The organism is Cryobacterium sp. GrIS_2_6 (assembly GCF_035984545.1).
In the GTDB taxonomy this organism is placed as follows: domain Bacteria; phylum Actinomycetota; class Actinomycetes; order Actinomycetales; family Microbacteriaceae; genus Cryobacterium.
On record NZ_JAXCHP010000001.1, the window covers coordinates 795,184 to 813,731 of the forward strand.

18 protein-coding genes are annotated in these 18,548 nt (G+C 65.1%); 1 reads left to right on the forward strand and 17 read right to left on the reverse strand.

The window, feature by feature from the left end; genetic code table 11:
* Nucleotides 1-37: 37 nt before the first annotated feature.
* Nucleotides 38-955, reverse strand: coding sequence for a GH25 family lysozyme (locus tag RCH22_RS03850; protein ID WP_327012919.1), 918 nt, complete (start codon nt 953-955; stop codon nt 38-40).
* Nucleotides 956-963: 8 nt separating this feature from the next.
* Nucleotides 964-2,034 carry a hypothetical protein gene (locus RCH22_RS03855; protein ID WP_327012920.1) on the reverse strand — a complete coding sequence of 357 codons (1,071 nt, stop codon included), beginning with the start codon at nt 2,032-2,034 and terminating at the stop codon, nt 964-966.
* Between the two features lie 89 nt (nt 2,035-2,123).
* Here RCH22_RS03855 and RCH22_RS03860 point away from each other — a divergent pair, with 89 nt between their 5' ends.
* On the forward strand, nt 2,124-2,666 hold the full coding sequence (locus RCH22_RS03860) for a hypothetical protein (protein ID WP_327012921.1): 543 nt from the start codon (nt 2,124-2,126) through the stop codon (nt 2,664-2,666).
* Here the strand turns inward: RCH22_RS03860 and RCH22_RS03865 are convergent.
* From RCH22_RS03865 to RCH22_RS03935, 15 genes are all read right to left on the reverse strand, one after another.
* Nucleotides 2,663-3,685, reverse strand: a complete 1,023-nt coding sequence (locus RCH22_RS03865) for a hypothetical protein (protein WP_327012922.1) — start codon at nt 3,683-3,685, stop codon at nt 2,663-2,665. The two genes, RCH22_RS03860 and RCH22_RS03865, sit on opposite strands and share 4 nt — an antisense overlap.
* A gap of 7 nt (nt 3,686-3,692) precedes the next feature.
* On the reverse strand, nt 3,693-4,826 hold the full coding sequence (locus RCH22_RS03870; protein WP_327012923.1) for a hypothetical protein: 1,134 nt from the start codon (nt 4,824-4,826) through the stop codon (nt 3,693-3,695).
* On the reverse strand, nt 4,826-5,743 hold the full coding sequence (locus RCH22_RS03875; protein ID WP_327012924.1) for a hypothetical protein: 918 nt from the start codon (nt 5,741-5,743) through the stop codon (nt 4,826-4,828). Before RCH22_RS03875 ends, RCH22_RS03870 begins: the two co-directional genes overlap by 1 nt.
* Before the next feature lie 26 nt (nt 5,744-5,769).
* Nucleotides 5,770-7,560, reverse strand: a complete 1,791-nt coding sequence (locus tag RCH22_RS03880) for a hypothetical protein (protein ID WP_327012925.1) — start codon at nt 7,558-7,560, stop codon at nt 5,770-5,772.
* Between the two features lie 39 nt (nt 7,561-7,599).
* A complete protein-coding gene (locus RCH22_RS03885; RefSeq protein ID WP_327012926.1) occupies nt 7,600-8,046 on the reverse strand; it encodes a hypothetical protein in 447 nt (148 codons plus the stop codon).
* A 206-nt stretch (nt 8,047-8,252) separates the two neighbouring features.
* Nucleotides 8,253-8,744, reverse strand: a complete 492-nt coding sequence (locus RCH22_RS03890; RefSeq protein ID WP_327012927.1) for a hypothetical protein — start codon at nt 8,742-8,744, stop codon at nt 8,253-8,255.
* Between the two features lie 20 nt (nt 8,745-8,764).
* Nucleotides 8,765-9,754, reverse strand: a complete 990-nt coding sequence (locus RCH22_RS03895; RefSeq protein WP_327012928.1) for a phage tail tube protein — start codon at nt 9,752-9,754, stop codon at nt 8,765-8,767.
* A 3-nt stretch (nt 9,755-9,757) separates the two neighbouring features.
* Entirely contained in the window at nt 9,758-9,988 is a 231-nt protein-coding gene (locus tag RCH22_RS03900; protein WP_327012929.1) for a hypothetical protein, read from the reverse strand.
* A 28-nt stretch (nt 9,989-10,016) separates the two neighbouring features.
* Nucleotides 10,017-10,235, reverse strand: a complete 219-nt coding sequence (locus tag RCH22_RS03905; RefSeq protein WP_327012930.1) for a hypothetical protein — start codon at nt 10,233-10,235, stop codon at nt 10,017-10,019.
* On the reverse strand, nt 10,235-10,741 hold the full coding sequence (locus RCH22_RS03910) for a hypothetical protein (protein ID WP_327012931.1): 507 nt from the start codon (nt 10,739-10,741) through the stop codon (nt 10,235-10,237). The genes RCH22_RS03905 and RCH22_RS03910 overlap by 1 nt, the downstream gene beginning before the upstream one ends.
* Nucleotides 10,738-11,619, reverse strand: coding sequence for a hypothetical protein (locus RCH22_RS03915; protein WP_327012932.1), 882 nt, complete (start codon nt 11,617-11,619; stop codon nt 10,738-10,740). Before RCH22_RS03915 ends, RCH22_RS03910 begins: the two co-directional genes overlap by 4 nt.
* A gap of 123 nt (nt 11,620-11,742) precedes the next feature.
* Nucleotides 11,743-13,191, reverse strand: a complete 1,449-nt coding sequence (locus tag RCH22_RS03920; RefSeq protein ID WP_327012933.1) for a hypothetical protein — start codon at nt 13,189-13,191, stop codon at nt 11,743-11,745.
* Between the two features lie 89 nt (nt 13,192-13,280).
* Nucleotides 13,281-14,588, reverse strand: a complete 1,308-nt coding sequence (locus tag RCH22_RS03925) for a hypothetical protein (RefSeq protein WP_327012934.1) — start codon at nt 14,586-14,588, stop codon at nt 13,281-13,283.
* Nucleotides 14,589-14,591: 3 nt separating this feature from the next.
* The gene (locus RCH22_RS03930) at nt 14,592-14,969 is read right to left on the reverse strand and encodes an XkdF-like putative serine protease domain-containing protein (protein WP_327012935.1); all 378 of its coding nucleotides are present in this window, start codon (nt 14,967-14,969) and stop codon (nt 14,592-14,594) included.
* Nucleotides 14,970-14,977: 8 nt separating this feature from the next.
* Entirely contained in the window at nt 14,978-18,547 is a 3,570-nt protein-coding gene (locus RCH22_RS03935; RefSeq protein ID WP_327012936.1) for a phage portal protein, read from the reverse strand.
* Nucleotide 18,548: the final 1 nt, after the last annotated feature.

The following is an 18,548-nucleotide window of genomic DNA, read 5'->3' on the forward strand; positions in this document are numbered from 1 at the left end:
AGGGGTGAGGCCGCCTCTCGACGGCGCGAGTGGGGGGTCAGAATGCGGGTGCGAAGACGATCTGCTCGAGCTCGTTGCCGGTGACTTCGACCACGTTGAGGGTGATCGCCGTCTTGGGCAGGGCGTTGAGGATGCGCCACTGGATCGCGGTCAGCCGGCGTGCTGTGCCGTTGCCGTCAACGCCCCACACGTCGGCGTACTCGATGCCGTCGAGGGTGCGGTAGCCGGTCCAGATGCGACTGGTGCCGTCAGGGAGCGGGCTGGAATTGTCGGTGGGCTTGAGGTAAACGGTCATGTCGTCGTCCTTCGGTGTCGGGGGTGCAAGCGGGGTGATGGTGGTGGCCGCGGTGGCGGCGAAGTTGAACGCGTCGTCTTTCCACACGTCGTGGTCGACGGCGATGCCGCCGATGGTGACGCCGCCCGTCTGGTGCCCGTGGTTGCGGTCGGCGGGGATCGTGGCCAGCGTGTAGGCGAATGGTGCGTACGAGTACGCGGCGATGACAATGTCGCAACCGGTGGCGAGAAGTGCCGGCCAGCTTTGCGAGTTCGCGACCGACAGCCCGAGGTAGGTCTTCCCCTGCAGCCCGCTGGTTCGCAGACGCGCGTTGACCCGGTTCGCGAACGCTGCCGCCTGGCCGTCGTTGTACTGCCGGCACCCGTCGAGGGGCTCGTTGTCCAAGACCCAGAAGTCGCCGGGAGCCCACCCGTGAAGGTGGTCCACGAAGTAGTCGGCGGCCTCAGTCGGGTCCTTCGCTGCGGAGGGCACCCAGTAGTGCCCGATGCCGCCCTCTCCCGCACTCCGGGCGAGATCGCACTCGGCCGCGTAGTGCGGCGCAACATACCGGCCATTGTTGTCGCCGCCGAGTTTGATGTAGGGGTGCCGGAACCCCTGCGCGTGCGCGAGCGCCCAGTCGAGTGAGCTCTGCGGGGTTGCCGCGTCGATGCCGTCAAGCATGGGATCTCCTAGCCGTTGTTGTAGCCGTAGATGCGGGCCGTGCCAGCTAACGTGGAGCCCGCGAGCGCGAAGAGGGTGAGCCCGTCAGCGGAGAACGCCGCGTTGTGGGATCCGCCCAACTGCTCGTAGTACCCATCGCCATCCATCGCTGAAGCCGTGAGCCGTGTCGGACGCATGTTGAACGGGGACAGGATCTCCGCCTTGATGTCGCCGCCCGATGTCGCGACCCTGCCGATGGCTGTGAAAGTCGCCCCGGACGTGTACGTGTATGACGGGGAGACGGAGACCATCGCCGCGGCCGCCCGGACATAGTTCGCAGCGGACTGGGCGACCCCTGCCGCGCTCACTCGCACGGCGACATCATCCGGGGCGCTGGCGGACGTCACGTTCAGCAGCACGCAGTAGTTGTCGTACAGGGCGGAGAAGCAACCGTTGATGCCCACCGCCGTCGTTGCCGAGAATGTCACCGTCCCGAGGGCGGACACTGTGGGCGAGCCAGCACCAGAGACCGACGTGGGTTTGACCAGGGTGAGGCCCCCCGAATTCACTGACGCGGGCGTGGGCGTGGGGATCGCCATGGCGGCGACCCTCGCGACGTTCCCGGCGACGATCACGGTCGCGTTCGCGGCAACGGCGATCGTCCCCAGGGCGAGAGCGTTGGAAGGGGTCGCCGGTGCCACTGGCGATGTTGCCGGGGTGCCGGTCACAACACCGAGGACGGCCTGATTTGTTGCCCCCGCGTAGTACGAGTCCTGCACCTGCACGTACGCGACATCGATGCGCGGGTTCGTCGCGTCGGCGGCCGCGACAGTGACCGTTGCGGCCGCGTCGTTCAGGACGTCGTAGAACCCCTGCGTGGTGAACGTGAACCCGGACGGCGGCGCGATGCTCGAACCGAGCACCTTCGCCCGCCCGGCCGAGATTTGAACGCTCATATTCGGTGTGCTCTGCGCGGTGACGGAGAGCTCGCCCAGACCGATCACGCCCGCGGTCGACCATCCTGCGCTTGCCGACTGGCGGAAGAGAGCCGCCGAATGCGAAGCATTCTGGAGGGCGAAAGGTACAAGCTGAATAGCCAATGTGGGCTCCCTAATAGTGGGTTTGCGGAAATTGCTGATCGCGGGTGCGCGGCAGGGCGTAAGGTGTCGTCATTGGATGAGGGGGAACGATGAACAAATTCAGCCGGGCCGCGAAGGTCGGGATGGTTGTGGCCGCGTTGGTGGTGGCGGGTGCGGGCTTCGGTGCGTTGTCTACGGCGACGGCGGAAACAGCCCCGGCGAACCCGTCGATGACGGACACCGCGGGGAGCCAGCGGGCCGACTACACGGCGCAGACCGCGGAGCAGGTCGCGGCCGTCCTCGCGGACGAGCAGGCTGCCGCCGCGGCTCAGGCTGCCGCCGCGGCTCAGGCTGCCGCGGACGCTGCGGCGGCTCAGGCCGCAGCTCAGGCTGCTGCTGCCGCACAGGCGGCCGCGGATGCCCAGGCGGCCACTGTCGCCGCTCATGCCGCGTCTGTGCCCGTCGCGTCAACCTCGCACGCGAGCGCCGCCCCAACGGTTGCCGCGCCCTCAGGCCTGGTCAAGTGCCCAGCAGGAAGCTCAGCAAACTCCGGGGATGCCGGAAACGACACCAGCTGCTTCCCTGATATCTGCTTCCACATCACACTCCCGGACCCCGCTCACCCCGAGTGCGCGACACCATTCAAGCCCTAAACGATTCCCGCGTTCGTCAGTCGCAGACTCAACGCATCGATTTGGACCTGCTGGGCCGTGACCAGTCCGCGCAGGTAACGGAGGGCTACCTGCTGCGGAATGACCCATTCCGAATAGTTGAGTGAGACTGGGAGCCCGTCCGAGTCGTAGACGACGGTCTGCGGAATGCCAGCCTCGACGAGTCGCTCGGCGATGAATCCGACGTGGAGTGCGTCGGTCTCGGCTTCCTCGAATCCTGCGATGATCCGTGTCACGGGGAGACCAGTCTCGGGGTCGAGGGCCTGCACGCCGGTGGATTCGTCGACGACGGGGACGATCCGGTCGGGAATCGCCAGCCGGTACTGCATCGGAAGAATGCTGAGCACAACTTCGGGGTCAATGCCAGCCCAGGGCGCGATGTCCTTCTTGAAGCGTTCTGTCGATGCGGAGATGCCGAGGTGCCCGCTCGAGTCGATCCAGCTCGACGCATACCCGGTGACGACGGTGAAGTTGCGGGCGTCCGTGGAGTAGATCCCGGAGTTGAACGTTCCCGTGGTTCCGCTGACCGCGCCGGAGGCAGCGATGGTCGTCGCACCGGTGACCGCGCCGCCGACCGCGACCCCGCCCACGGAGGAGAGCGACCCGGCCGTGACCGCACCGGAGGCGGCGAGAGATGCCCCGCTGAGCGCCCCGGTCGCAGCCAGGGAAGAAACACCCGTGACCGCCCCTGACCCGCCCGAGAGCGCCAACGACTGCCCGTTGAGGGATGTTCCTGCTGTGACTGACGTGCCCGCGGTGATCGCGCCACCCGTGTTCAACGACCCAGCAGGCACCGTGAGCGAGCCTGAGAAGGTAGCCGTGCCGGAGACAGTCAGAGCCCCGCCGCCCGTGATGTTGATCGAGCCGCCGTTCACGGTCAGACCACCCGTTCCGATGGACGCGTTCTGCAACACGTCGCGGGTGGAGAGCTTGGCGATGTTGGATTCCATCGTGGACAGTCGTTTGGCCAAGTCGTGCGCTGGGCCGAGATCTATCTGCACGCTGCTCCTAAATGATCGGCGGTCGGTTGAAGGTGAGAGTGACGGTGGCAACGCCCGCGTCAGGAACCTTCGTGGAGAACTGGATGATGCGCCAGAACTGGTCCTTGCCGTTCGGGAATCGCCCATCGCCGGGCGTCCAGAGCCGGGCGTCGTCGCCTGCAAGCCAGGATCCCAGCTGTGGCTCTGCCGCGGTCGGCTGGGTGAGGGTGGGTGTGGCGACAGGGAGGCCGTTGAGGAGCGCGTACCCGTTCGCCATCGCAGTCACCTGCGCCACGGATTCCACGTTGCTGAACGAGATGACCTGATCGAGGCGGGGTGCCTGGCCGAGGCCACCGACTGGGGCGGCAGAGTAGACCGTTGCCGTGGGGGTGGCTGCCCCGGTCCCTGAGCCCGTCGCAATGATGGTCGTGCCCATTTTCGTGGCGTCCGTCGGCCACGTGTAGTCCAGGCACGAGGTCATGTCGAAGGCGAGCCCGGTGAACGCTGCCGTCCGGCCGGCGCGCGGCGACCAGATTCTTAGAACACGCTGCGGGTTGCCGTTGGCATCCCAGTAGCAGGTGATGGTCGTGTCCACCGACCCCGCGCCGGGGGCGGAAACGGAGGCCATGTCGGCAGCAACCTGCGAGACCGTCGTGTGCTGCGTGACCGGGTACCCCGGGATGAACGGCGGGATCGTCGACGTGCCCCCGACCACGGTCAGTCCGATGGATGCTCCGGGCCCGCACAGGGCCACGTTCTGCGCGTCCGTGTACGCCTTGAACACCAGTTGCGCCGGGTCAATCCCCGCCGGGTAGGTGATCGCGGAATAGTCGGCGGCGATCACACGCTGGTTGAAATGGGAGCCGAACTCCTTGCCCGTGACGGGAAGCATCCCACTCGATCGCGCGAACGCGCCTGTCCAGACGATCCCACCCCACACGATGGTGCCATTCCGGTCCACATACACGGCGAAGGGGATGCCGTCGTAGCTGAGGATCGGGCCGGCCGAGAGGGCGCTGTCAGGGTTCTGCAAATTGATCTCGAACCCGATCGAACCGGAATCGTTGAGCCGGGTATCAAAGGACAGATTCTGCACGGAAAGCTCAGTCAGTCTTGTGTTCGTGTTCAAGTCGTACGCGAACACCCGGAACGTTTCGACCATCAGGCAAACCCCCAAGCCGAGCGGAAACCGATACTGAACCGGGCAGCGACTTGTGCGCTATCCGCTGAGGCCACACGGATCGTGGATGACCCGGGCGGCAGCGTGAACCAGTTGGACCCGGTTGCCACAGCGTTGAACCGTGTAGCCGTGCCGTTGAGCATGATGCTCCGCGTGCCCATGTCAATGACCACCGAGTCGGAGGCTGCCAGGGTCAGGTTCAGCTTCATGAACTGGCCCGTTGATGAGTTCGTGAGGCTCGGGTTCGTGCACGGGCCGGTGATGGTGAAGACGGGGGCGGTCGCGTAGTTCCCCGCATTGTTGACCTGCATGGAACCACCTGTGGACGCTCCGAACGATGCCGGAAACGTCAGCGGAAACGTGATTCCGGCCGTCGGCGACGGCAGTCCGGCGGACGCGGTTTGGAGCACCGTGTCATACAGGAGCGGATCGGCCGCGGTGAACTCGACCGGGATGACAGCCTTGTGAAAGGAATAGTCCAAGTCGATCGGCAGGGCCGCTTTCGTAGGGCGACACGTGATCTGCCGCGGTCCGGCCCACCCCGGGGCGAGGAACTGCAGTTGCAGCTGCTTCGCCGGGTCCGAGATGTTCTGCAAGGCGTTCGCCACACCCGACAGGACTGTTTCGAACGGCTGCGAGGTGACGGTCACCATCAGGTCGACAACAAAGATCCGTGAGCCCAGCAGGTTCACGCCGGGATACGAGCCGTCCCGGCGCGGAACTACAACGTCACCGGACCGCAGTGCGGGCAGGGCGCGCAATCCGTCGATCTTCGTGAACTGCACGTCCGTGCCTGGACCGAACAGGAGCCCGTTGAAGGACCCCTGGAACGCGGCCACGAGAGTGCTGCCGGGATACGTGGTGACCCCGGGGTAAAGCGTTGCGCCAGAGTATGGCATGGGCTACCTCCGCCGTTTCGTGTTGTTCATCCGAGGCCGCGGAGGACCCAGCCGACCTCAGCCCCGATCCGGTGCGGGTCCGCGTTGGTTTGCGCAAACACCTGCACCGTTTGTGAGCGAGTGGCCGGGGCTGCTGTTGCGCCCTGCTGGCCCTGCTGTGCGTTCACCGCAGCCGTGACCCGGGAGGGCATGGCCTTCCGACCGGCGAGCATGTCCGTGGACAGGACCGCCTCGCCGCCGTGGATGACAGCAGGCACCGGAGTGCCATCCGCGCCAGGCACCCGGTCGGTGCCGATATCAAAGTGCGGCAGGGTCGGGAGGGCCAGGTGGATGCCGATCACCGACCCGGCCGACAAGATGCCGTTGATCGGCCCGAGGAGCCCGTTCACGACGTCAATAACGTTGTTGAAGATTCCCTTGACGAAGCCGACGACACCGTTGAAGCCGTCGCCGACCATGCCGCCGAAACCCCGCCACAATCCAGACCACCAGGACGAGATCCCGTCGCCGATGATGCGCAGGCCCAGCCACAGGTTATTGAAGGAATCGTGGGCGAATCCGACGAGTCCGTTCCATGTGTCCGACGCGAATTGGCCGATCCCGGACCATAATCCGTTCCACCACGACGCGATACCGTCACCGACAGATACGAAGAATCCGGCGACAGCCTGCCAAGTGGTTTGCAGAAATGACGTCACCTGATCCCAGTTCGCGACGAGCCAGAGGATCGCGGCGACCAGCAATCCGATGCCCACAATGATGAGCAGGATCGGCCATGTTGCGGCGATTGTCGCTACGGCCGCGGCGATCATGGACACTGTGTACGCGCCGATGGCGATCACGAGGACGCCGCCGATGATTCCCGCGATCGTGTATAGCAGCGGCCTGTTCTGGTCGAGATAGTCGGCCCATTGAGACCCGACCGTGATGACCTTCTCCACGATGGGGATGAGCATGCCGCCGAGCTTCTCGCCCATGGCCTCTACGCCAGCCTTGGCCTGCGCGAGCTTGCCCGCGAAAGTATCGCCGAACGCGTCCGCGGAACCCTTCACCCTGTCGGAGAGGGTCTTGAGGATCTCGTCGCCGGCGCCCTGCTTCTCGGTGAGTTTCTCCTGTGCGAGCTGGCTGGCGGCGACAGCTTTCTCGTACGCGCCGTGAGCCTTCGATGCCGAGTCGGCCGCGCCCGGGGTCTTCGCGAGGATCGCGTTCACGTTGTCTTGCGCCTTCGCGAGAGCATCCTGCGCGAGACGGACCGCTTGCGCGTTGCCCGCATAAATGGGCATGTCGATGCCGAGAGCTTTCAGGGGCTTCGTCTGCCCCTCCATGCCCTTCGCAACGAGGAGCGCTGCGGCGTTCAAGTCCATGTTCTTCGCCTTGGCGAGGTCCGCGGCCACACCCATGACGGACATGGCCTTCTCCGGGTCCTTCAAAGACATAGTGAGGGTCGCGAGGGCGGTGTTCGTCTGGTCGTTGGTGAACCCGTAACCGCGCATCGTCGAGTCGAGCCCGGCAACCTTCGGTTCTAGCTCCTCCATGGAACCGCCCGCGTTCTGGACAGCCGTTTTCAGCTTCGCGTCCACGACTTCGGCGGCAGCCCCAGCCTCCAGGCTGAAACCGGCGATTGCCCCGCCAGCGGCGACGACGCCGAACGTGATCGCCTTGCCAGCAACTGCCGTCGTCTGGAAAGCGTGCTGCATTTTGGAGGAAGACCCGTCAGTCTCCTTCTCCATCTTGGAGACCTCGCCCTTGACCTTGCCGAGCTCGCTGTAGAGCTCCCCAGCCTTTGCCCTCAGCTCCAAAACCAGCGGGGGAAACATTTCCACGGGGCACCTCGATCAGTTTTGAGTTGTGAAAAATCAGAGGCGGACGATTTCCGCCCAGGCATCCCGTGCAATTGCGGCAAGCAACGGCCGGGCATTCAGAACTCCGGGCTCGAAGAACGGGTAGCCCTTGGACCCGTTCAGACCCAGCTCGACACGACGGCCGTAAGCCATCCGCGGGGCGACCTTGGTGCCGTACTCGGTGAAACCGAACCGGGTGATCGGGTCCGCCTTGATCGAGCGGCGCAGGTCGCCCGAGATGACATTCGGCTTATCGCCGCCCACGTGACGGTCCGCGACGAGATGCCCGTATTTCTCGGCCCGCGGGCCCATGATCCGTTTACGGGTGCCCTCGAAGTTGCTCATGGCCTCTTTGACCACGACCGCCGCGGACTTAGCGACAATGATTTTCGAGGCGTCGTCAGCCTGAGCCGCAACCTTCTTCAGCGCGGACTCGAATTCGGAGATCCCCAACCAGCCCACAGAATCACCCTCAAATCACGAGTTGTGCCGTGCTTCTTCCGCCTTGTACAGCTGGTCGATTCGCAGCGTCCACTCGATGACGTCGCCCGGTTCGTCCATGTATTCGTCGTGAGTCATCGGGATGAGTTTGCGAAACAGATATTCGTTGTTCGCCCTCGACGCACGCAGGGACAGGGGCATTGCGCCCCCATCCCGAAGCGCAGACTCTAGGTGTCGGAGGCCCCAGTAGGGGAGTCCGGCTCCTCGATGCCCGGGTCGATCTGGAAGGAATCTTCGGCGACGACACGCTCGGCCGCGAAGATCTTCTGCGCGTGGTCCGCGATCGCCTTCTTCGTGTCCTTCGGCAGGTCCAGAAGATCATCGACGGACTGCGGGAGAGGGATCGGCTTGCCGTCACGCTTGAGCGTCCACGACTTCAGCAGCACCCACGCAACCGTGTTGTTCAGATACAGGATGTCGCGGGCCTCCTCACGGGTGAGGTGCACGTCCGCCCCGGTAAGCGCAGCCGACTCGGCCGGCTCGAACCCGTCCGCGGTCACCGAGCGGGCCGATTGAATCTTCCGAATCGCACCCTCGGCCGGGGTCCCGGCCACAGCCAGCTCCTCCTCGCGACGGTTCGAAAGCTCCTTGAGCTTGTAAAACGACGCGGACCCGCCAGGGATGCGAGTCCGGTATAGATCATCTTTCTGTGCTGCCATGATTGCCTCCGATAGGTGGGTTAGTAGGCGGTGGACTGTGCGGAGGTGAGGATCACCTGGGCGGGAGAGAATCCGCCGCCGAGAGCGTCCGTGGCGTTGGCAAGCATCTTTGTGGTCGCCTTCACTTCCATCCACTTGTTCGTGCCGGATGGGGCCGCGACGTCGTAGGTGACCTTCGAGTGCTGGAACAGGATCGAATTCACCGCGTCGCCGGCCGGGGCGACCTTCACGAGCAGGGTCGGCTGGGTGTTGGTGAGGTAATCCTGGAGGTTCGTGTCAGCGGTGTACCCTTGGTAGATCGCCGTGATGGAACCGGCCACGGTGACCGGGCCGCCGAAGATCGCGAACGGTGTCTGCGTGCCCGTGACCGCCGGGATGATCTCGGTGGCACGCTTGTACTCGACGTCAACCTCGGAGAAGGTCGAGAGGGCGGTTCCGCCGAGGGTGATGATGGTATTCCAGCCCGGCATCGGCTTGGCCGTCGTCGGAGTGTTGGCGGGCGGGGTGATCGCCGTGGCCGGAAGACCCACCCACGTGACGTTGAGCTCGGCGAGGCCCTCAGGCTTGATGGTGATCTTCACCGTCGACGGGATGGCGCCGGGCATGGCGAGGACCTTGCCCGCGCCGTCGTTGTAGAAGACGGTGTAGGACGGCGGCTGGGCCGCGTCCCCGCCAGAACCGTTGTATAGGGCCGTCTTGTGCGTGTACGGGCCGGCACCGCCGATGGTGTCCGGGTTACCGAGGACGGCGAGCAGGTGCGGGTACACCGAGTCGAGGTAGAAGTACGTCTTGTAGGCGATGGTGTCGTGGCCCTGGCCCTGCTGCTGCTCGTACTCACCGGCCATGGAACCGCGGAGGGCGCCGTCGACGATCGGGGGGCGGGTCGGAACCCATGTGGGCGAGTCGACCGGGACCCAGAATGTGGGGGCGGCCATGGCGACGCCGCGGGTGGTCTCTTTTGCGAGGCCCATCCACTGCAGATTCGCCGGGGCAAACGTCGATGCGGGCATGTGTTATTCCTTCGATTCGGTCGACTTGGGAGCCTTGGTGGGCTTGGTGGGCTCTTCGACCGGCACCAGGTGCGCGTGTTCGAGAGGTTCAGTGAGGGTGATCTCGTCGCCCGGATTCAGGACGACGGTGGAGCCTTCCGCGTCGTCGCCGTCGCGGTGCACGAGAGCATCGGGGCCGTGTACGAGGTGGGCGAAGACTTCGGCGAAATCGTGGACAAATTTGTATCGGGCCACGGGGGCTCCTAACGGGGTTGAGTGAGAGTTACTTGTGGCGTTTGGCGGCGCGCGCCTTCAGGGCTGTTGAGACGCGGGCGGTGTGGCCCAGGCGAAGACGGCCGGTCGTCGCCTTCTTGCCGGTATGGCGGGCCTTCTGGCCGCGCTTGACACGGATGACACGGGTGGAGCGGCGAACCGGGCGGCGCTTCCGAACCTTCTTGCCGGTCCGGCCGTGCCGGGTGGATGTTGCACGTGCGCGCCCCATCAGGCTTGAAGAATCTCGGTCACGTCGAACTCGACGACGGCGAAGACGACGACCCGGCCGACATCATCCTGGGGAAGATCGCGGGTGACCCGAATGTCGTTCTGGTCCTGACCGCCCTGGAAGATCACCGCCGAATTTCCCATCGTCGGGTCCGAGCGGATCCGCGTCTTGATCGCGTCGATGATGGAGTCGAACGGTGTCACCCAGGCGTCCTCGTCAGTGCCGTCCGGGTAGGCGGCAGGGACGAGGAACTGATACTGGACGACGAGCCCCACGGTGTGGTTGACCTGTTTGGAGCCGCCGATCGCAGCGCCCAAAGTCACCCGGGATTCGTGCGACGTGTCCAGGTGCACGAACCCGACCGCACCCCAGCCAAGATTGACTTGAACATTCCAGTTCGCGCCTTGGATGATGGTCGGCTGGTCCAAATACACCTTCGGCATGCCCACGATTGCCGGGGTTTGGAAGAAGTTCCGGAGGGCGACCCGGACCGCCCCGTCGCTCACTGCGTCCTCCGGTGACGGGACAGCCATTCGACGGCGAGGTCGATCTCTTCGAGGCCGCCATCCTCGACCTTGGCTGTCTTGGCGGGTTGGCCGCGCATGGAGCTCATGACGAGCGCCTCCGACCCGCGGGTTTTGATCAGCGCCGAGGTGAGGAGCACGACAGCCTGCTTGATCGCCTCGGGGAGGGCGGACACGTTCGCGCCCGCAGAGTGCAGGTTGACGAGAGGGGCGGCCAGTGTGGCAGTGTTGCCGGTCACGGAGAGCACGTTGACACGCTCGCTCACACCCGGTTCATGGATGGTCAGTTGCATGCCCGGCAGGACGCCGAGAGTGGAGTCGACCAGGATTGTCGTTGCCCCGCCGTTCGTGGCCGCCGTGAGGACGCTGTTCGCGTACCCGTTGACGTAGGTGACCGCGGCGTACAGGTACCCGGAGGCGGTGCGCGACGTTGCGCCGGGCATCGGGAACGACATGGCCAGAATGGGGATCTCGGTGACCTTGCGGCCAACCCACACGTTGGACAGGTCCGGCAGGGAGGCCATCATGCTCGGCTGCGGGCCGACAGACACGTTCGTGACCTGAATGACAGGGGTGAAGGCGAGGGGAACCTTGAGGGTGCCCTCGTTGCTCACCCGGTACCGGCCCGCCTGCGTGTCCAAGGTCGCGCCGAGAATCTGGTAGCAGTAGTCGTCAGCAAGCGAAGATGCGCGGGCGATGGTCTGGGAGAGGGCGTCCGCGTTCTGCTGCGGGGTGCCGCCCACAACGAGCTGGGAGACGTTCACGCCCGTGGGGGAGGCCAGATATTCGGCCGGGGTCAGATAGGGCGACCGGGAGGCGTACGTGGGGACGTACAGCGCCGAGGCGGGGGTGACAACCATTGCGCACTCCAAAGTGTTGAGGTGAAACCCGACACCCCCCGATGGGAGGCAGACACCAGAGGGCGCCGGGGGTAGTGGGGTGGTGCCGCCGCGGCCCGAAGGTCACGGCGGCACCGGAGGCCGCTAGTTAGCGGCGATGTCCTGCACGACCGCGCAGGCGACAGGAGCCCGGTTGATGAGCGTCGAGGTGGAGAAGACTTCACCGTCGAAGCGGGGGCCGCCGCCGACGCCCGTGCCACGGTTGGTCGCGTACTCGTAGTCGGCGACGTCGTGCAGCGAGCGGACCTCGAGCACGTTGCTGATGTTCGAGTTCGGGAACGGCACCGTGTCGCTGACGGCGATGAGGGTTCCGGGGGTGAGGTTCGGGTGAACCTCGATCCGGACCGGGACACCGCCGGCAGCCTTGTTCACGTAGTGCGTGACGTAGCCGCCACCGGTCACGTCCGTGCGTCCTTCGGCGCCCGGGGTGAAGAACGTGTTCGCGGCACCGTTGGCGAGGAGCAGCTTGCTGATGCTGTTCGATTCCTGCGCGGACACGAGGTAGCGGGTCGGGGAGAGCTGCACCGTGTTGAAGATGCGTGTGTTGAGCGCGTCGAGCTCGTTGATGGACTGGCCCGAGCTGGTGAATGTGGAACCGCCGAGGCTGGTGAACCCGGCACCCGAGTTGATGCCGGAGCCGCGGGTGACGAGGCCCGTTGCACCACCGGTCACGTAGTCACCCGCGAGGGTGGCGAGCAGGCCGTTGAAGTCCGTCGCCTTGGCCGAGGAATCAGCGACGGGGACAGAGGTCGGCGCGACACCGTAGATGCCGGGGAGGTTCGGGACGGGCTGGTTGGAACCGGCCGGGGTCGTCAGGAACGTGACCGTGTTGACGGTGGTCGTGGTGATGTAGAAACCGCCGACGAACCAGTCATAGGCGACAGCGCCGGGGATGCTGGCCACGGTTGCGGTCAGCGTCGAGGTTGCGCCGGTCGTGATCTGCGAACCCTGCGCGGAGGCGATGGTGGATCCGCCGTAGGAGTAGTTCGAGCCGGTGCGCGCCGCGACCTTGATCAGGTACGTGGCCGCTGCGACGGTTCCGCCCGTGGCCGCGGTGGCCGTGGTGGGCACGGCGGGAGTCGGCAGGGCGAAGTTCTGGCCGCCGAGCAGCTTCTTGTCCGAACCGATCTTCCACTGGTTCATCGCGTTGATGACGGCGATGGTGCGCGCGTCCGCGAAGCCCTTGGCGAGGTCGATGGCGTCCTGGGTGACGGTGTAGCCGTAACCGAGCTTCGCGTACTGGCTGGACGCGTTGATCATGTTCAGGATGGCCATCGGGGCCGGCGCGTCGAACGCGGTTCCGGGGTCGGACTGCAGGTTGTTGACGTTGGTCAGCACGCGCCACAGGGCCGCGGGACCGGCGACCTCGGGCGTGGAGCGCGCCAGGGAGTCGAGGAACGGCGTGTTGACGGGGATCTGGCTGATCCAGCCGGTGAGGTCCACGCCGGTGAGGCCGGTCGCGGTGGTCACCCCGGAGGACTGCGCCTTGTACAGCTGCACGAGAGTGTCGCGGGAAACGGAATCGAGATTCACGATGATGCCTTTCAAAATGGGCACGACAAAAAACCCCCGCGGTGGAGGGCTTGTCGAAGAGGGTTTTAGGGGGTGTGGTTCAGTTGGAGCTAGACGAAACGGCTCCGAAGCTCCGCGTATGTGAGGGCCTGCTGCGCCGCCACCTTCTGCGCGGGCGGTGCATCCTCGACGGCCTTGCGGAGATCCGCGAACTCGTCAGTGGAAGCGTCGCGGGCAGGCATTCCGGCGGTACCGGTGCTCCCGTTCAGCAGTGGGCTCTTGCGATCGTCAGGCATCTTGCCGAGGTGCTCGACGCGCTCCTGCAAGCTCTTCACCAAGTCCACCAGGTCCGCATTTTCTGCGGCCTGCTTCGCGAACGGGGCGAGAGCTTCTGTGAGCGCGAGGGTGAACTCGTTATGGAGTGCCTTCGTGACGTTTTCGGGGTCCGTCACCACAGGCGACTGGACAGTTTTGGTGCCGGGGATGACAGCCTCAGCGGGGGCCACCTCGGGGGTGGGCTCGGCCGCGTCAGGTACGGCTGGCACGTCTTCGGTGCCGGAGGTGAGGTCTTCCGCACCCTCGTCGGAGGTCGCATCGGGTTCGGCAGCTTCCTCGGCGGGGGTCTCAGCAGCCTCCTCGGCGGGGGAATCCTCCGCGGGAGCCTCCGGGGCGAACGTGGTCAGATTGGCCGCGTCGACGGAGCCGAGCACGCGCCCGCTCGCATCGTAGACGAGCACCTGCGGGTCACCCTTGGCCTTCATGACCGGTTCGGCGACGGGCGGCAGGCTCGCAAGGACGTTCTGGATCGCCGCGGCCGCACCGCGCAGGGCAGACTCGTTGGCCGAGGACAGCGCACGGCCAGCCTTCACGAACGCCGACAGGACCGCGCGGGCATCCTCAGCGGACTTCGCCACCGGCTGCTCCGACTCCGCCTGCTCGCCGACCGCATACGGGGCGATCAGGTCGATGGCCTGATCCACGAGCTCGCACGCCGTCTGCAGATCCCACGAGTTGTCGTCGCAAGCCTCGGCGCCAGCGAAGACCTCTTCGGCCTCCCGCTGCGAGAGCAGGTCGAGGGCGCGCTTCACACCCGTGAGAACAGCGAGCTGCTCCCATGCGGTGGCAGCGTCCACGGCCTCCCATGCGGGGGAACCGGGCTCGTTCACGTCACCTTCTGCGGTTGCGGTGGGAGCCTCGAGGACTTCCTCGTCAGCCTTGATCACGGGTTCAGTCATGTCTTCGCCCTCCTGGGCTTGTTTGAGAAGTTCCCGCACCGCGTCTGCGGGGAGAAGATTGGGTGTGCTGTCGGACTTCATGAAGATGAAGTCGAGGCCGTTCGCCGCTTTGGATACGAGGTCGACGCGGGGAATCTTCGCGTCGATCACTTCGGTGAGTTCATCGTCGATGAGAGTGTGCATGGGTTATGCCCTTCGCTTGCGAGTGGCAGAGCCCTGTGGGCTGAAGCCGGTTAGTTTTCCTGACTTGACGAGCTCCCACGACACCTCGTCGAGGAGCGCCTTGATCAGCCAGTCACCCTTGGAGGCGACCACTTCGCCGTCGATGACGAACGGGTCATCGGACGGCCACGTGTACGACTCGCACACCTCGGCATGACCGATCGTCCCGTCCATGTGCTCGATGCCGATCTGCCGGCCGCCGTCACGGAGGAACGTGGCGGCGGCCTTCTCCAACTCGTCAGCGGTGAAATAGTCCCGGGAGCCATCCGCGCCCTTCTTGATGCGCGGATCCGGACCCGCCTGATATGCGACGCCGAGCACGATCCGGAGTTCCTTGGCCATGTCAGTCCTTACTCGGTTGCGTCGATGGTGCGAATGTTGGACCCGTTGATTGACTCGACCACCGGGGAGGCCGCACACCGACAGTTGTGAACCACAATTCCATTTGCCAAATACCACCCGTGCGTGGTGTTGCAGTTGTACACTTGGGTATGAGCAAAATATCTCTTGACACTCAATACCTTGTTCGCGAATACCTCGGGGGAACTAGCGAGAAGGCTCTCGCAGTATCCTTCGGCGTCGACCGCCGCGTGATCCGTCGGCATCTCATCGAGGCCAACATCCAGCCCCGAGATAGGAGTTCCGCCATGCTTGTTCGCATGTCCCGTTTGGGCGTCGAGGGCAGGCTGTCCCTCACGACCGCTGCTCATGAGGCCGTCCGGGGCAGCACTCAAAGCGATAGCATCAAGGCCGAGAGAGCTAGACGCAACGCGATCTACTTGCCCAACGTGAGCGTTTATGAGGACGCCCTCGTCGCCGGACTTGTCACGCGCGAGGTTGCCTTCACGAGGCAGCTCGCCTGCGGACCGTACAACGTAGACGTGGCCCTCGGAACCGTCGCCGTGGAAGTCCTCGGCGGCGCTTGGCATCGGTCCAAATCTCACGGGGAGCGCATCCGCTACCTCCTTGATAGTGGCTTCGATGTTCTCTACATCTGGTCCGCCTTCAAGTACAGGGTCGACAGCGCCACGGCTGAGCACGTAATCGCCTTCACGGAGGTCGCCGGCCGGGACCCATCCATCAACCGTCGCTACCGGGTGATTCGGGGTAATGGTCAGTTTCTGGCCGAGTTCCGTCACAATGTCGATGAAATCCCCGACATAGTGCCGTTCAGTGACCGACCCGAGACCGAGCCAGCTACCGTGCCCTACGGAATCTGCCACTGCGGATGCGGTCGCACGACCGCCATCGCCAAATCCGACCGACGAGGCCACCTCAAGGGCGAACCGATGACTTATATCAGCGGGCACAACCAGGCCCGTCGCGGCAGGTAAGCAGCGCGGGTGCACAGGCGGGGAATTGTCCGTGTCCGTGACCGGGTGCGGGTTGGCGGCCGCCACGTCGACACACTCGGAGCACGCGTCGTCGGAGAGGATCAGATCCCAGGAACCGACCCCGCTGGCGGAGTAGGAGTCGAGGGAGCCGAGGGTTTGCGCGCGGGCGATCTCCGTGTGAGCGATCAGTTGAGCCCGGGAATCCGAGCCGATCAGGTCGCTGATGGTGCCCGCGATCTTCTCTGACGACCAGCCAGAGTCAAGCCCTGAGCTGATCCGGTTCCCGACCTGATCGAGCACCGTGTCTTCGATGCCCTTGACTGTGATCCCAGCACTATCCAGCAGCGCCCTCAGGCCGCCGTCAGCGACCAGTGAGGCAGCCTGCGCATCACCGGGCACCCAGGCGTCCCAATTGACGTCAGCAACGGCCTGACCGGTCATCCCGGCCACACTCACCGCATGCGCGCCCAACTGCTGCGCCGCACCATGAGCACCCGTCAGATACCCGTCCGCGAGAAGCTGCCGAAGCACCGACTCGATCTGCGAACTGTCCGCGTTCGCGCCCAACATCTGCCGGGCCCGTGCGAACATCGCATCGCTGGCCGCATCCTTGACCAGTGCGCCCGAAAGCGAACCGATCACACCGGCCACGTCCATCGACGCCAGCAGCGCCCGCATTGCGGTTGCCACAAGCGGCGTGTAGTGGTCGGTCAGGCGCAGATCGAATGCATGCTGGGGCACTTTGTCCGAAGAATCGCGCCACGACTTCTCAATCGCGGCGGGCACTAAAAAAGGGACGCTCTCACGTCCCTTCTTGTTCAGCATCTCCGCAATGTCCGGCGGGGCGACCTCGAACTGGAAATCTCGCCACTTGCCCGCCTTCACCCGTGTCTTCGTGAACGAGCGGAATTTCACCAGCTCAGCCTGCAAAGCGTCCGTGGCATCCTTCATCTTCACCGGCCCCTCCAAAGAGGAACCCGTCAGCCCGGTTGCAGCGGTGACCCCGGCCGTCTCGGCCTTCGTGATCGCACCGCCCACCGTGGGCATGCCATTCACGACATCGGACCCGGGGATGATGTGCTCAAGGTCCGGGAACGCGGGTTCGTCCGGGTTCGTCGGGGCCCGTTTGAAATCGGTCCCGCCTGGCAGCTTGTCCGGCAGGATCCCGCCGGCGCCCGCGAACGCGTCCAACCCCAACGGTTGCGCGTCGCTCGGCGCGCCCGTCTGTCCGTCGATCGTGCCAGAAATGGCCAGGATCGACGTCAACGGGACGAACCCGGTGCGAGCGGTGATGATGCCGCGAGGGATCGGGCGCTCGTTATCCACCGGCAAGCCCAGGAGCTCCTGACGCATCTCGTCCATGGACGCCGCGCCAGTCTTGACGTACACCTCCCACGCCTGCGCCTCCATGAGACGGTCCTCTTTGTCCCGGCCGGTGTCCAGAGACACGCGCACGGGCAGGCCGAGGTCGTGCTGCAGGTAACGGTTCAGGATCTGCTCCACGAACCGCACCCACGGCAGGGTGTTCACGCGGAACTGGATGTCGACCTGCGTCTCACCGTTGGCCCGGTTCACGTCTTTCAGAAGACCGAGATCCTGCGGGACCACGCCATACGCCGCGGCGACACGCGTCACGAGGTAGTCAGGGAACAGCGGGTCGAAACCCTTGGGCCGGGTCTCCGAAATCTTGAAACCGGCCGGCACTGCGACGAGCTGGTGCAGCTTGGCCTGATCGCCCTGCACCACAGCGTCGTAGTAGTCCTGCCATTCCGCCACCTGATCCGGCGACGAAATATCCGGGGGCAGCTCCATGAACCCGGCCGGGACAGACCCGTCCGTGAACATCTGCAACAGGTGCCACTGGAAACGCATGTCCGTGTTCGCGGTCAGCATGATCGACTCGAGCGGCGCCAAACCGAACGGGGAATCCCCCTGCGGGCGGAACCGGGCGTAAATGAGATCCTCGGCCGTGTACGACGACCACGACTGGCCCTTGATCACCTGGTAGTAGGCAGGGGCGGGGGCATGAGGGCGGCGGCCGTGCGCGTCGATGCTCGGGAACACCGTCGAACCGTCGAGAATTTCCAGGCCGATGATCTGCCCGGCCATGTTCCGGCGGCGGTAAAGCACCCCGGCGTCGTAGCGCAGCTGGTTTTCCATCCAGATCGACAGCCACTCGTCGTACGGGTGCTCCCGGTCCGGGAAAGCCAGCACCGCGCGCGCCGCCTCGATGGCATCCTTCACATCCGAGGTCACGCCGGTGGCCGCCTGAAACAGGAGGCCCATCGACCGGATCTCATCGATTTTATGGTTAATGCACATACGAGAAACGTCGTAGGAGTTGACCATCTCGCGCAGAGTATCGTACGAGGTGCGGCCCCACGCCTGCCGGGACCGAACCGCAAGGTTCACCCCAACCGGGAAGTCCATCGCCCGCGGCACCTGCGAGTACCCCGTCGACGGGACAGCCGGGCGACCCGGGCCCATCATCGTGGAACCCGTCATGCCCTGATCGGTCATGGCCTGATCGATCGCAGCCGGGACGCCGAAACCAAAGGACTTTGCAAGCCGTTCGAAGATACCCATG